Below are 13,749 nucleotides of genomic sequence, written 5' to 3'. Positions count from 1 at the left end.
GCTCCGCGTGGGAATGCATCCCGTGACGCTCCGCGTCACTTGCGAAGCGGACGCAGAGCGTCCAATGGCGGCATTCCCACGCAGAGCGTGGGAACGATCAGGGCGGGTTAGGCAGCCTGCTGAAACTGCTGCCGATACTGGTTCGGCGACAGTTCAGTGTGCTGGCGGAACAGCCGCGCAAAGAAGCTCGCATCGTCGTAACCGACTTCATAACTGATGGTCTTGATGCTCTTGCGCGTGCCGGACAACAAGCCCTTGGCCGTCTCGATGCGCAGTCGTTGCAGGTAGTGCAGCGGCTTGTCACCGGTGGCGGTCTGGAAACGGCGCATGAAGTTGCGGATGCTCATGCCGTGCTCGCGGGCGACATCTTCAAAGCGGAACTTGTCGGCGAAATGCTCTTCGAGCCAGTGCTGGATCTGCAGGATGATCACGTCCTGGTGCAGTTTCTGCCCGCCGAAACCGATGCGGCCCGGCGAATAGCTGCGCTGCACTTCGTAAAGGATGTCGCGGGCCACGGCTTGCGCCACGTTCGAGCCGCAGAAGCGTTCGATCAGATAAATGTACAGGTCGCAGGCCGAGGTGGTGCCGCCCGCGCAGTAGAGATTGTCGGCATCGGTGAGGTGTTTGTCCTGATTCAGGTACACCTTGGGAAAGCGCTCGGCGAAGGCGTTGAAGAAGCGCCAGTAGGTGGTGGCTTCCTTACCGTTGAGCAACCCGGCCTCGGCCAGCCAGAACACTCCGGTCGCTTCGCCGCATAGCACTGCGCCGCGCGCGTGTTGTTCGCGCAGCCACGGCAGGACTTGGGGGTAACGGGCGCACAGCGTATCGAAATCGTCCCAGAACGCCGGGAGGATGATCACATCGGCGTTTTCAAGGCCGCCATCGACCGGCATGATCACATCGCTGAAGCTTTTCACCGGTTTGCCATCGGGACTGACCAGGCGCGTTTCGAATGCCGGTGTCAGGCCATGGCCCAGTTGCTTGCCATAACGCAGGCTGGCCACATGGAAAAAATCCTTGGCTTGCATGAGTGTGTAAGCGAAAACCCGGTCAATGGCCAGGATGCTGACGCGCCGCAGGGGCGGGGAGACTTGCTTGGACATAATTCAACTTTTTGTTTTGTTTTTATAAGGGAAAGTGGTCACCAGACGGCTGGATCGTCTTATTTTTTGTCGGATGTGTCCAGTGTCCTGTAGCACAAGCCAGGCTTAGTCTCTGAAGGTCGTATTCCTCCAACAAGAAAGACAGGTGCCGCATGATCCCCAGAACCTTGTTCAGCCCCGAGCACGAATTGTTTCGCGACAGCGTACGAACATTCCTCGAAAAAGAGGCGGTGCCGTTCCACGGGCAATGGGAAAAGCAGGGGCATATCGATCGCCAGCTCTGGAACAAGGCGGGGGAGGCGGGGATGCTCTGCTCGCATCTGCCGGAGGAGTACGGCGGGCTGGGCGCCGATTTCCTGTACAGCACCGTGGTGATTGAAGAGGTCGGTCGCCTGGGCCTGACCGGGATCGGTTTTTCGCTGCACTCGGATATCGTCGCGCCGTACATCCTGCATTACGGCAGCGAGGCGCTGAAGCACAAATACCTGCCGAAACTGGTCTCGGGCGAAATGGTCACCGCCATTGCCATGACCGAACCGGGCGCCGGATCCGACTTGCAAGGGGTGAAAACCACGGCGGTGCTGGACGGTGACGAATACGTGATCAACGGTTCGAAAACTTTTATCACCAACGGCTTTCTCGCCGACTTGGTGATCGTGGTGGCCAAGACCGACCCGAAGGCCGGCGCCAAGGGCACCAGCCTGTTTCTGGTGGAGGCGAATACGCCCGGCTTCGAGAAGGGCAAACGCCTGGAGAAAGTCGGAATGAAGGCGCAGGACACGTCGGAATTGTTCTTTCAGGACGTGCGCGTGCCGAAGGAAAACCTGTTGGGGCAGGCGGGAGCCGGGTTTGCCTACCTGATGCAGGAATTACCACAAGAGCGCCTGACGGTGGCCATCGGCGGGTTGGCCTCGGCGGAAGCGGCGTTGCAATGGACGCTGGATTACACCCGTGATCGCAAGGCGTTCGGCAAGGCGATTGCCGACTTTCAGAACACCCGATTCAAATTGGCCGAGATGGCTACAGAGATTCAGATCGGCCGGGTCTTCGTCGACCGCTGCCTGGAACTGCATCTGCAAGGCAAACTCGACGTGCCGACGGCGGCGATGGCCAAATATTGGGGTACGGACCTGCAATGCAAGGTGCTCGACGAATGCGTGCAACTGCATGGCGGCTACGGCTTCATGTGGGAATACCCGGTGGCCCGGGCGTGGGCGGATGCACGGGTGCAGCGAATTTATGCCGGGACCAATGAAATCATGAAGGAGATCATTGCGCGTTCGCTTTAATCTGGGGGGACTATCAGACCGCTATCGCGAGCAGGCTCACTCCTACAGGGGAGCGCATTCCAAATGTAGGAGTGAGCCTGCTCGCGATCGGTTTATGGATCAATCAGGGCGCAGGATTCGGATGATCCTTGTGAATCGCCTCGATCCCGGCCAGCACTTCATCGGAAAGCTTCAGATCAAAACTGGCAATGTTGCTGTCCAGCTGTTCCAGCGTTGTCGCGCCAATGATGTTGCTGGTCACGAACGGTTGCTGCGTAACAAAAGCCAGAGCCATTTGCGCCGGATCCAGGCCGTGTTCACGGGCCAGCGCGACATAACGGCTGCATGCCGCTTCCGATTGCGCATTGAAATAGCGGCTGAAGCGGCTGTAGAGGCTCAGGCGGCCTTTTGGTGGGCGGGCTCCGCCTTCGTACTTGCCCGACAGGAAGCCGAACGCCAGTGGTGAATAGGCGAGCAGGCCGCATTGTTCACGGATGGCGATTTCCGCCAGTCCGATTTCAAAGCTGCGGTTGAGCAGGTTGTACGGGTTCTGGATCGACACCGCCCGCGGCCAGCCACGGGCTTCAGCCAGGGCGAGAAAACGCATGGTGCCCCACGGCGTCTCGTTGGACAGACCGATGTGGCGGATCTTGCCGGCCTTCACCTGTTCATCGAGGGCTTCGAGGGTGTCTTCGAGCGGGGTGAGGTTGGCTTCGACCTTGTGCTTGTAGCCCAGCTGTCCGAAAAAGTTGGTGCTGCGCTCCGGCCAGTGCAACTGGTACAGGTCGATGTAATCGGTCTGCAGGCGCTTGAGGCTGGCGTCCAGCGCTTCGGTGATGTGCTGGCGGTTGTGGCGCAGGTTCTTGTCGCGGATGTAGTCGATGGTGTTGCCGGGACCGGCGATCTTGCTGGCGAGAATCCAGTCGGCACGGTCGCCGCGGCTTTTGAAGTAATTGCCGATGTAACGCTCGGTGGTGGCGTAGGTTTCGGCTTTTGGTGGCACCGGGTACATCTCGGCGGTGTCGATGAAATTGATCCCGGCCTCTTTGGCCCGTTCGATCTGGGCGAAGGCTTCAGCTTCAGTGTTTTGCTCGCCCCAGGTCATGGTGCCGAGGCAGATTGCACTCACGTTCAGGTCGGTACGGCCTAGCTGGCGATAGTCCATCGGGTGCTCCTTGGGCAAAACAATCATAAAAGCAGGTTGAAAAATTTTTCGCAATCTGCATAATTGCCGACCTCTTTCTGCAGTGGAAGTGATGCGCCGCCGCCGAAGAATCTTGCCGTTGAACGGACGCGCCGACCCGAGCCCCCGAAAGCGTCTGTATCCGGCTGCCTTTGACTTGTCAAAGTACGCACTATTCAGTAAGATCCGCCGTCTAATTTACAGGCGGCCCCTGAGGCTATAAAGAATGAAAACTTTTACTGCTAAACCGGAAACAGTAAAGCGCGACTGGTTTGTCGTCGACGCTGCTGGTCAGACCCTGGGTCGTCTGGCCACCGAAATCGCGAGCCGTCTGCGTGGCAAGCACAAGCCTGAGTACACTCCTCACGTTGACACCGGCGACTACATCGTCGTCATCAACGCCGAGCAGATCCGTGTTACCGGCGCTAAAACCACTGACAAAATGTACTACTCCCACTCCGGTTTCCCGGGCGGCATCAAGTCGATCAACTTTGAAAAACTGATCGCCAAAGCCCCTGAGCGCGTGATCGAGACCGCGGTTAAAGGCATGCTGCCTAAAAACCCGCTGGGTCGCGACATGTACCGTAAGCTGAAAGTCTATGCGGGCGCTGCACACCCTCATACTGCTCAGCAGCCCCAAGAACTGAAGTTTTAACGGAATAGTACATTATGTCGGCGACTCAAAATTACGGCACTGGCCGTCGCAAGACCGCAACCGCACGCGTTTTCCTGCGTCCGGGTACTGGTAACATCTCCATCAACAACCGTTCGCTGGATAACTTCTTCGGCCGCGAAACTGCCCGCATGGTAGTTCGTCAGCCGCTGGAGCTGACCGAGACTGTCGAGAAATTCGACATCTACGTCACCGTGATCGGCGGTGGTGTAAGTGGTCAGGCTGGCGCAATCCGCCACGGCATCACTCGCGCTCTGATGGACTACGACGAAACCCTGCGTGGCGCTCTGCGCAAAGCTGGCTTCGTTACCCGCGACGCCCGTGAAGTTGAACGTAAGAAAGTGGGTCTGCGTAAAGCGCGTAAGCGTCCGCAGTACTCGAAGCGTTAATTCCGCTTCCACGTTCAAAAAAGAACGCCCGATTCCTAACGGAAGCGGGCGTTTTTTTATGCCTGCGATTTATCAAAGAATTGCGTTGTGACAACTTGCCACATCCGTAGACCCCCTATACTCCAAGGCTTGAGGGGGTTAGCCCCGGGTAATTAACCTTGTCAGAATTGGGGGTTTTCATTACCATTCGGGCAAAATTTTTATAAGTAACATTTGATTTATTTAGTAGACGCCTGATTTAACAGGCCAAAAAGCTGATGGGAGAGGACTGAATGAGCAATGACGGCGTGAATGCAGGCCGGCGTCGCTTCTTGGTAGCAGCCACATCCGTGGTGGGTGCTGCAGGAGCGGTGGGGGCTGCGGTCCCGTTCGTGGGGTCATGGTTTCCCAGTGCCAAGGCGAAAGCCGCCGGTGCACCGGTGAAAGTGAATGTCAGCAAAATCGAGCCAGGACAGCAGATGATTGCTGAATGGCGCGGCCAGCCGGTGTTCATTGTCCGCCGTACCGAGGAAATCCTGGGGAATCTCAAGAAGATCGAAGGCCAGCTCTCCGATCCGACTTCCAAAAACTCCACGCAACCCACCTATGTCGACCCTGAAGTGCGCTCGATCAAGCCGGAAATTCTGCTGCTGATCGGGATCTGCACGCACCTGGGTTGCTCACCGACTTTCCGTCCCGAAGTGGCACCTGCGGATCTGGGTAAAGACTGGGTAGGCGGGTATTTCTGCCCTTGCCACGGTTCCCACTACGATCTGGCTGGCCGCGTCTACAAGTCGCAACCTGCGCCTTTGAACCTGCCAGTTCCCCCGCATTCCTATGAGACCGATGACCTGATTGTCATCGGCGTCGATACGGAGAAAGCGTGATGAGCAAGTTCATGGATTGGGTTGATGCGCGCTTTCCCGCGACCAAAATGTGGGAAGACCATCTCAGCAAATATTACGCGCCAAAAAACTTCAACTTCTTCTACTTCTTTGGTTCCCTGGCGCTGCTGGTGCTGGTCAACCAGATCGTCACCGGTGTCTGGCTGACGATGAGCTACACGCCGTCGGCAGAAGAAGCCTTCGCTTCCGTCGAATACATCATGCGCGACGTCGAGTACGGTTCGATCCTGCGGCTGCTGCACTCGACCGGCGCCTCGGCGTTCTTCATCGTGGTCTATCTGCACATGTTCCGTGGCCTGCTTTACGGTTCGTACCAGAAGCCGCGCGAGTTGGTCTGGGTGTTCGGCATGCTGATTTATCTGGCGCTGATGGCCGAAGCGTTCATGGGTTACCTGCTGCCGTGGGGGCAAATGTCCTACTGGGGCGCGCAGGTGATCATCTCGCTGTTCGGCGCGATTCCGCTGATCGGCGATGACCTGACCCAGTGGATTCGTGGTGACTACCTGATCTCCGGAATCACCCTGAACCGCTTCTTTGCCTTGCACGTCGTGGCGCTGCCGATCGTGATTCTCGGACTGGTGGTGTTGCACATTCTGGCGCTGCACGAAGTCGGTTCGAACAACCCTGACGGCGTCGACATCAAGAAGCACAAGGACGAAAACGGCATCCCGCTGGACGGCATCGCCTTCCACCCGTACTACACGGTGAAAGACATTGTCGGCGTCGTGGTGTTCCTGTTCATCTTCTGCTTCATTGTGTTCTTCTTCCCGGAAATGGGTGGCTATTTCCTCGAAAAACCCAACTTTGAGCCGGCTAACCCGTTCAAGACGCCTGAGCATATCGCCCCGGTCTGGTACTTCACACCGTTCTACGCAATCCTGCGCGCGGTGCCGGACAAGCTCCTTGGCGTGATCGCCATGGGCGCGGCGATTGCCGTGCTGTTTGTGCTGCCTTGGCTGGATCGCAGTCCGGTCAAGTCGATGCGCTACAAAGGCTGGCTGAGCAAAATCTGGCTGGTGGTGTTCTGCATTTCGTTCGTGATCCTCGGCGTTCTGGGTGTGCTCGCCCCGACACCGGGCCGCACGCTGCTGTCGCAGGTCTGCACCTTCCTGTACTTCGCCTACTTCATTCTGATGCCGTTCTACACCCGGCTCGAGAAGACCAAACCGGTTCCGGAAAGGGTGACTGGCTGATGAAAAAGTTATTTTTTGCACTGATTTTTGCTGCGCTGCCTTCCCTCGCTTTTGCTGCCGGGGGCCACGGTCCGGAATTGGAAAGTGTCGACATCGACGTCTCCGACAAAGCCGCCCTGCAGGATGGTGCGCGGACCTTTGCCAACTATTGCATGGGGTGCCACAGCGCCAAGTTCCAGCGTTACGAGCGAGTCGCCGATGACCTCGGCATCCCGCACGAGTTGATGCTGGAGAAGCTGGTATTCACGGGCGCCAAGATCGGCGATCACATGAACATCGGCATGCAGCCGAACGACGCCAAGACCTGGTTCGGTGCGGCGCCGCCGGACCTGACTCTGGTGGCTCGCGTGCGTGGCACTGACTGGTTGTACGGTTACCTGAAGTCGTTCTACGAAGACCCGGCACGTCCATGGGGCGTAAACAATAAGGTCTTCCCGAACGTCGGCATGCCTAACGTGCTGGTCGGCCTGCAGGGTCGTCAGGTCATCGGTTGCAAACAGGTGCAGATCGTTGAGGACGGCAAGAAGCAATATGATCCGCTGACCGGCACGCCGCTGACCCATGAAGCGTGCGATCAGTTGACCATCGTGCCGAAATCCGGTGCTCTGAACGAAGAGCAGTTCGATGAGAAGGTCAAGAATCTGGTAACCTTCCTGGCTTACTCGGCTAACCCGGTTAAGCTGCAACATCAGCGCATCGGTACTTATGTCTTGCTGTACCTGGCGTTCTTCTTTGTGTTCGCCTACCTGCTCAAGCGTGAATACTGGAAAGACGTGCACTGATACGCTTCAAGCATTGCTGTTAATCGCGCGCGCCCAAGGGCGCCTCCGCTAAAGCAGGGTCTGCTCAGTCAGACCCCGCGGGAGGTGCCCTCTGGGCGCGCGCGTTTTTCCGGTTCCGACAATTTCAACAAGCGAGGAGGATCGCCATGGGCGTGACCAATCGGTTGGCCTGTTACTCCGACCCCGCCGACCACTATTCCCACCGAGTGCGCATCGTGCTTGCAGAGAAGGGTGTCAGCGCAGAGATCATTTATGTGGAAGCTGGTCGTCAGCCGCCTAAACTGATTGAAGTGAACCCTTACGGTAGTCTGCCCACGCTGGTCGATCGTGACCTGGCGTTGTGGGAGTCGACCGTGGTGATGGAATATCTGGATGAGCGTTACCCGCACCCGCCGCTGTTGCCGGTTTATCCGGTGGCGCGTGCCAATAGCCGTCTGCTGATTCACAGGATTCAGCGTGACTGGTGCGGGCTGGTGGATCTGATTCTGGATCCTAAAAGCAAAGAGGCCGCGCGGGTCGTGGCACGCAAGGAATTGCGCGAAAGCCTGACGGGCGTTTCGCCGCTGTTTGCCGACAAACCGTTCTTCCTCAGTGAGGAACAAAGTCTGGTGGATTGCTGCCTATTACCCATACTCTGGCGTTTGCCGATTATGGGTATTGAACTGCCGCGGCCGGCCAAGCCGCTGCTTGATTATATGGAGCGCCAGTTTGCGCGTGAGGCATTCCAGGCGAGTCTGTCTGGTGTCGAACGCGATATGCGCTAAGGCTTAAGGAGCCGCTATGAACTCCAGTCGACCTTATCTGGTCCGCGCGCTCTACGAGTGGATTGTGGATAACGATTGCACCCCGCACATGCTGGTCAATGCCGAGTACCCTGCAGTGCAGGTGCCGCAGGGTTTCGCCAGCGACGGGCAGATTGTCCTGAACATCTCGCCCAGTGCCGTGCGTCATCTGCACATGGACAACGACGTGGTGACCTTTGAAGGTCGCTTCGGTGGTGTCCCGCACAGCCTGTACGTGCCGATCAGTGCGATCCTGGGTATCTACGCCCGGGAGAATGGTCAGGGTATGGTATTTGATCTCGAGTCGCCGCTGGACGACGAGGAAGAGATCGACCCGGACGATCTGCCGCCACCCGACAGCGAGCCACCGCGGCCAAGCGGCCGGCCAAGCTTGAAGGTTGTGAAGTAATAAAAAAGGCGATCCGAATGGATCGCCTTTTTTATTACGTAGGAGCTGACGAGTGCACAGCTCCTGCGTAATCAGGTCAGTCGATGTACTCGAACAGCTTCACGATCTTCTGCACGCCGGAAACACCCTGAACCAGATTGGTCGCCTGGGCGGCTTCCTGTTTGGTCAGCAGGCCCAGCAGGTAGACGATGCCGTTTTCGGTAATGACTTTGATGCGCGAGCCAGGAATGCTGGCGTCGGTGAGCATTTGCGTCTTGATCTTGGTGGTCAGCCACGCGTCGTTCTGGCGGGCCAGCAAGGAGGATGGTTGCAGCACTTGCAGCTCGTTGTGCACCTTCTTCACGCGCTGGACGTTGGCGGCAGCCTGTTCCGCCTTGGCCTTGAGGTCTTCGCGCGGGGTCTGGCCGGCCAGCAGCACGACGCCGTTGAAGCTGGTGACGACAATGTGCGAATCGTTATCCAGGGCCGGATCGGCCTTCGCCACGTTTACACCGACTTTGGTTTCGATCAACGAATCGTCGATCTTGCTGCCGAAGGTGCGCGTGCCGCGGTCGTCTTCGATCGGCGCTTCACGGCTGGCGTTCACCACCGAGGTGCAGCCGCTGATGCCGAGGCACAGGGTCAAGGCCAGAAGGCCAAGGCGATTAGGGGTCATTCTTCACTCCCGAACAGTTGGCTGTCGATCAGATCGCAGAGGCAATGGATCGCCAGCAAGTGGACTTCTTGAATGCGTGCAGTGACATTGGCCGGTACGCGAATCTCGACGTCCTCGGGCAACAGCAGCGACGCCATGCCGCCGCCATCGCGTCCGGTCAAAGCTACGACAATCATTTCGCGATCATGTGCGGCCTGGATCGCTTGAATAATGTTCGCCGAGTTGCCGCTGGTCGAAATCGCCAGCAGGACATCGCCCGGCTGACCCAGTGCGCGAATCTGTTTGGAGAACACTTCGTTGTAGCTGTAGTCGTTGGCGATCGAGGTGATCGTCGAGGTGTCGGTGGTCAGGGCAATCGCCGGCAGGCTCGGGCGCTCGCGTTCGAAGCGGTTCAGCAGCTCCGAAGAAAAGTGCTGGGCGTCGCCGGCGGAGCCACCGTTGCCGCACGAAAGCATTTTGCCTTCGTTGAGCAGGGCGTTGACCATGATCTGGCTGGCTTGCTCGATGTGCGGTGCAAGTACGTCCATCGCCTGTTGCTTGGTGTCGATACTGGCCTGGAAAAGCTGGCGAATTCGGGATTGCATGTCCATCTGTGTGACCTTAAGTAGCGCGGCTGTCCGGCACATGAATGTGCAGCCCGCAAAGCAAAGAGCAAAATTTATCGGTGGGATTGTCCGGGACGCAGCGCAGACGATCAACTGTCGAAAGCATTCTGCAGCCAGTTCAACTGATCCGGATGGCTGTCGATGGCCACCACGTCGAAGCGGCAGGGGGCGTTGGCCCAACGCGATTCGCGCTGAAGAAAATACTGCGCAGCGAGAATCAGCTTCTGCTGCTTGCGCCCATCGATGCTAGCGAGCGCGCCACCCCATTGGGTGTCTTTTCTGTAACGAACTTCAACGAATACTACTGTATCGCCATCAAGCATGACCAGATCAAGCTCGCCGCGTTTGCATAACCAGTTCTGCGCCAGCAGGCGCAGACCGTGTTGTTGCAGATGCTCGAGCGCCTGGCGCTCGGCATCCTTGCCGCTTTGCGAGCGTGACCTGTCGGGCATCAGCGCGGGGTGTCCGGCAGGCGTTGAACCTGACCGCTGACGAACTGCGCCCAAGGCAACTGACGCACAACACGCTGGGTCTGGGTCATGCCGAGGCTGCCCGACTGACCTTCGATGCGGCTGTCCGGCAGGGCTTTGAGCTGGCCCAGGCGCGGTGCCAGGCGATACGCATCGGCGCCCATCGCATACAGGCGGCCGAGACTGCCGGCAGCCTGTGGCCATTGCGCGACGACTTGCTGGCGCAGCGGATCGCTGGTTTCCAGCAGCCATGGGGTTTCGCAGAAGCGAATGCCGGTCATGTCGTTGTACTGGTTGACGTCGCCACTGGCGCTATAGACATGGGAGGTGGCGTAAACCGGAACATCGCCAGCGTACTGGAAGTTCAGGGTCGGCTTGATCTGCTGGGCCTGTTGCGGCGTCGCGGCCAGGAAGATGAACTCGATGTCCTGGCGACGCGAAGGCTGCGCGGCAACGTTGGTGCCAGCGGCATTCTGCAGGCTCTTGGCGCGGGCTTCGCTCTGACGCAGCTGGAACATGTCGGCGATCTGTTGAGCCAGTTGCACTGGCTGATCGACACGTTCGGTGGCAACGATACTGCCGCCATTGGCTTGCCAGTCCTGGCTGAACGCACGCAATACGCGGTCGCCCCATTCGCCTTTCGGCACCATGATCGCGGCGCGGTGCAGGCCGTCGGCGCGGGCGCGACGCGAAACTTCGCGGGCTTCGTCCTCTGCGGCCAGGCCGAACTGGAACAGTTGCGCAGGGCCCTGATCGCCTTCGCTGTAGTTCAGCGCAAGGGTGGTGATCGGCAGTTGCGGACGGGTGCTCAGTTGTTTGACCAGAGGTTTTTCCAGCGGACCGACCACCAGTTGCACACCGTCAGCTTGGGCCTTGCGGTAGAACTCATCCATCGAAGTCAGCTTCGAGCTGTCATAGAACTCGATGGCAGGCGGCTTCTGTCCGGCCTGTTGCGCCTGATAGTGCGCGGCCATGAAACCTTCGCGCAGCGCTTTGCCGACAGCGGCCAGTTGGCCGTCCTGTGGCAGCAGCAGGGCGATTTTGCTCAGCGGCTGGCTGGCCAGTTCCTTGAGTTTGGTCAGCGGCAGCGGCAGAGTGATTGCGGCCGGGTGCTTTGGATTCTGTGCACGCCAGGTGTCGATTGCGGCTTGCTGCTGTTCCAGCGTGCCGGCAGTTTTCACCGCTTGCGCCAGTGCCATCCAGCCACCGAGGTCATCGGTCGCGTTCGGTTGCAGTTGATCGGTCGGCAGTGAGGCGATCAGGGTCCAGATCGCTTCGTGGTTCTTGCCTGCGGCTTCGCCTTCGAGCATTGGCGCGATGAACACTCGCTCGCGCGCGGCGGCCAGGGTCTGGCCGTCGGCTTCCAGGGCGCGGGCACGAACGGTGCCGGTGCGCACTTGCTGCTCTTCAGGCATCTCGCCCAATTGTTGCAGGCTTGGATGGCTCAGGGCGGTCAGCGCGGCTTTCGGCTGGTTGCGGGTCATCGCCAGTTCGGCGGACAGTGTGTTGGCGAAAATCTGCTGGCCGGGCTTGAGTTGCTCCATCGGCACTTGTTGCAGGATTTGCGCGGACTGTCCGGCGTTGCCTTGGCGATAAGCCAGGTCTGCCGCGCTCAGGCGCAACAGGGCGGCTTTTTCCGGGGTTTTCGCCTGGCCAGCCTGTTCGAGCAACTGCTCGATGCTGGCGTCCGGGGTCCGTGGAAGTTCGCCAAGGCTGGAGGAAGGGGAGCTGGCACACGCCGCCAACAAGGCAGCGAGGCAGAGGGCAGTGAGCAGCCGCAGGCAAGCGATCATGTAAGTGTTCCTGATACTCGATCAAATTAGCGTGGAATTGTACCCAAGCACTGGCCGGGGCGCGATGTTACTGGCGTGAATCGATCAATTTAGCTGGCGCAAAGGGTGTCGCGCCGCACAACCGCATGAAAAACCCGGGGCGGGTGAAGCGCATCGCAAGCTGCGTGACGCGCTACAATGGCCGCTTTTACGATCACGAGGTGTGCGCTTTGACTGCTCCAGGTTCCCTGAATTCCGCTGCTGGCTCGCTTTATGTGGTGGCGACGCCCATCGGCAACCTGGACGACATCAGCGCCCGGGCCCTGAAAATCCTTCGTGAGGTGGCGCTGATTGCGGCCGAGGACACGCGTCACTCGGCGCGGCTGATGCAGCATTTCGGGATTTCCACGCCGCTGGCGGCTTGCCACGAACATAACGAACGAGATGAAGGTAGCCGTTTTATTACCCGTTTGCTGGCGGGCGACAACGTCGCGCTGATTTCCGATGCCGGTACGCCGCTGATTTCCGATCCGGGTTATCACCTGGTGCGTCAGGCCCGTGCTGCCGGAATCAATGTGGTGCCGGTACCGGGTGCTTGTGCCCTGATCGCTGCACTGTCGGCGGCGGGGCTGCCGTCGGACCGTTTCATCTTCGAAGGTTTTCTGCCGGCCAAGTCGGTCGGGCGCAAGGCTCGACTCGAGGCGGTTAAAGAAGAGCCACGCACGCTGATTTTTTATGAGGCCCCGCACCGCATTCTCGAGTGTTTGCAGGACATGGAAGCAGTGTTCGGTGGCGAGCGCCACGCGTTGCTGGCTCGTGAGATCACTAAAACCTTCGAAACGCTTAAAGGCCTGCCGCTGTCGCAGTTGCGTGAATTTGTCGAATCCGACAGCAATCAGCAGCGCGGCGAATGCGTGGTGCTGGTGGCTGGCTGGACCGCCCCGGAGTCTGAAGATGCGGTCAGCAGCGAGGCGATGCGCATCCTCGATCTGTTGCTTGAAGAAATGCCACTCAAGCGCGCCGCCGCGTTGGCCGCGCAGATCACCGGTGAGCGCAAAAACGTGCTGTACCAGGTGGCGCTGGATAAACAGAAGGGCGAGTAACCCGTCGCGCAGACAGGTTTTGCGGCTATTAGCGCTTGTTCTTCAGGCGCGCTGCCGTTAACCTTCGCGGCGGAGAGTCGATCGGACAGTCGCTGCCCTCTATGAAAATTAGGGGGGGGAGGAAAGTCCGGGCTCCATAGGGCGAAGTGCCAGGTAATGCCTGGGAGGCGTGAGCCTACGGAAAGTGCCACAGAAAATAACCGCCTAAGCGCGCAAGCGCCGGTAAGGGTGAAAAGGTGCGGTAAGAGCGCACCGCACGACTGGCAACAGTTCGTGGCTAGGTAAACCCCACTTGGAGCAAGACCAAATAGGGTCCCAAGGCGTGGCCCGCGCTGGGACCGGGTAGGTTGCTAAAGATGTCCAGTGATGGCCATCGTAGACGAATGACTGTTCAAGACAGAACCCGGCTTACAGATCGACTCTCCACCTTTTTCTTTCCCTGCATGAAGCAAAGACCACAGGGCTGTGTAATATCGGC

15 protein-coding genes and 1 other RNA gene are annotated in these 13,749 nt (G+C 58.8%); 10 read left to right on the top strand and 6 right to left on the bottom strand.

Annotation, left to right across the window (positions count from 1 at the left end):
* Positions 1-107: 107 nt before the first annotated feature.
* Entirely contained in the window at positions 108-1,004 is an 897-nt protein-coding gene (locus tag HU739_RS24155) for a GlxA family transcriptional regulator (protein ID WP_186549152.1), read from the bottom strand.
* A 251-nt stretch (positions 1,005-1,255) separates the two neighbouring features.
* Between HU739_RS24155 and HU739_RS24150 the strand changes: the two genes are divergently transcribed.
* Entirely contained in the window at positions 1,256-2,392 is a 1,137-nt protein-coding gene (locus tag HU739_RS24150) for an acyl-CoA dehydrogenase family protein (RefSeq protein WP_186548984.1), read from the top strand.
* Positions 2,393-2,495: 103 nt separating this feature from the next.
* Here HU739_RS24150 and HU739_RS24145 read toward each other — a convergent pair whose 3' ends face one another.
* Positions 2,496-3,536 carry an NADP(H)-dependent aldo-keto reductase gene (locus HU739_RS24145; RefSeq protein WP_186548987.1) on the bottom strand — a complete coding sequence of 347 codons (1,041 nt, stop codon included), beginning with the start codon at positions 3,534-3,536 and terminating at the stop codon, positions 2,496-2,498.
* A gap of 244 nt (positions 3,537-3,780) precedes the next feature.
* Between HU739_RS24145 and rplM the strand changes: the two genes are divergently transcribed.
* The 7 genes from rplM to HU739_RS24110 all read left to right on the top strand — a co-directional run bounded on the left by rplM (position 3,781) and on the right by HU739_RS24110 (position 8,666).
* Complete coding sequence (rplM, locus tag HU739_RS24140) at positions 3,781-4,209, top strand: 50S ribosomal protein L13 (protein WP_007917032.1); 429 nt, start codon at positions 3,781-3,783, stop codon at positions 4,207-4,209.
* Positions 4,210-4,223: 14 nt separating this feature from the next.
* Positions 4,224-4,616 carry a 30S ribosomal protein S9 gene (rpsI, locus tag HU739_RS24135; protein WP_003205364.1) on the top strand — a complete coding sequence of 131 codons (393 nt, stop codon included), beginning with the start codon at positions 4,224-4,226 and terminating at the stop codon, positions 4,614-4,616.
* 272 nt (positions 4,617-4,888) lie between these two features.
* Positions 4,889-5,482, top strand: coding sequence for a ubiquinol-cytochrome c reductase iron-sulfur subunit (gene petA, locus HU739_RS24130; protein ID WP_007917031.1), 594 nt, complete (start codon positions 4,889-4,891; stop codon positions 5,480-5,482).
* Complete coding sequence (locus HU739_RS24125) at positions 5,482-6,693, top strand: cytochrome b (RefSeq protein WP_186548989.1); 1,212 nt, start codon at positions 5,482-5,484, stop codon at positions 6,691-6,693. The genes petA and HU739_RS24125 overlap by 1 nt, the downstream gene beginning before the upstream one ends.
* Positions 6,693-7,475, top strand: a complete 783-nt coding sequence (locus HU739_RS24120) for a cytochrome c1 (RefSeq protein ID WP_186548991.1) — start codon at positions 6,693-6,695, stop codon at positions 7,473-7,475. Before HU739_RS24125 ends, HU739_RS24120 begins: the two co-directional genes overlap by 1 nt.
* A 146-nt stretch (positions 7,476-7,621) precedes the next feature.
* A complete protein-coding gene (locus tag HU739_RS24115) occupies positions 7,622-8,239 on the top strand; it encodes a glutathione S-transferase N-terminal domain-containing protein (protein ID WP_186530436.1) in 618 nt (205 codons plus the stop codon).
* A gap of 16 nt (positions 8,240-8,255) precedes the next feature.
* The gene (locus HU739_RS24110) at positions 8,256-8,666 is read left to right on the top strand and encodes a ClpXP protease specificity-enhancing factor (protein WP_186548993.1); all 411 of its coding nucleotides are present in this window, start codon (positions 8,256-8,258) and stop codon (positions 8,664-8,666) included.
* Between the two features lie 76 nt (positions 8,667-8,742).
* On the opposite strand, the gene HU739_RS24105 is transcribed toward HU739_RS24110, so the two are convergent.
* The 4 genes from HU739_RS24105 to HU739_RS24090 form a co-directional block, all read right to left on the bottom strand.
* Positions 8,743-9,321: a BON domain-containing protein gene (locus tag HU739_RS24105; protein ID WP_186548995.1), complete on the bottom strand. Its 579-nt coding sequence runs from the start codon at positions 9,319-9,321 to the stop codon at positions 8,743-8,745.
* On the bottom strand, positions 9,318-9,911 hold the full coding sequence (locus HU739_RS24100; protein WP_008082788.1) for a phosphoheptose isomerase: 594 nt from the start codon (positions 9,909-9,911) through the stop codon (positions 9,318-9,320). The genes HU739_RS24105 and HU739_RS24100 overlap by 4 nt, the downstream gene beginning before the upstream one ends.
* A gap of 104 nt (positions 9,912-10,015) precedes the next feature.
* Positions 10,016-10,378, bottom strand: coding sequence for a YraN family protein (locus HU739_RS24095; RefSeq protein WP_186548997.1), 363 nt, complete (start codon positions 10,376-10,378; stop codon positions 10,016-10,018).
* Entirely contained in the window at positions 10,378-12,189 is a 1,812-nt protein-coding gene (locus HU739_RS24090) for a penicillin-binding protein activator (RefSeq protein WP_186548999.1), read from the bottom strand. Before HU739_RS24090 ends, HU739_RS24095 begins: the two co-directional genes overlap by 1 nt.
* A gap of 209 nt (positions 12,190-12,398) precedes the next feature.
* Here HU739_RS24090 and rsmI point away from each other — a divergent pair, with 209 nt between their 5' ends.
* Positions 12,399-13,271: a 16S rRNA (cytidine(1402)-2'-O)-methyltransferase gene (gene rsmI, locus HU739_RS24085; RefSeq protein WP_202884242.1), complete on the top strand. Its 873-nt coding sequence runs from the start codon at positions 12,399-12,401 to the stop codon at positions 13,269-13,271.
* 73 nt (positions 13,272-13,344) lie between these two features.
* Positions 13,345-13,698, top strand: an RNA gene (gene rnpB / locus HU739_RS24080) — RNase P RNA component class A.
* The last annotated feature ends 51 nt before the right edge of the window (positions 13,699-13,749 follow it).

It is taken from the genome of Pseudomonas hamedanensis (assembly GCF_014268595.2).
Lineage (GTDB): Bacteria > Pseudomonadota > Gammaproteobacteria > Pseudomonadales > Pseudomonadaceae > Aquipseudomonas > Aquipseudomonas hamedanensis.
Note: the sequence above shows the minus strand (reverse complement) of the source record. Positions and strands in the feature narration are given on the sequence as shown.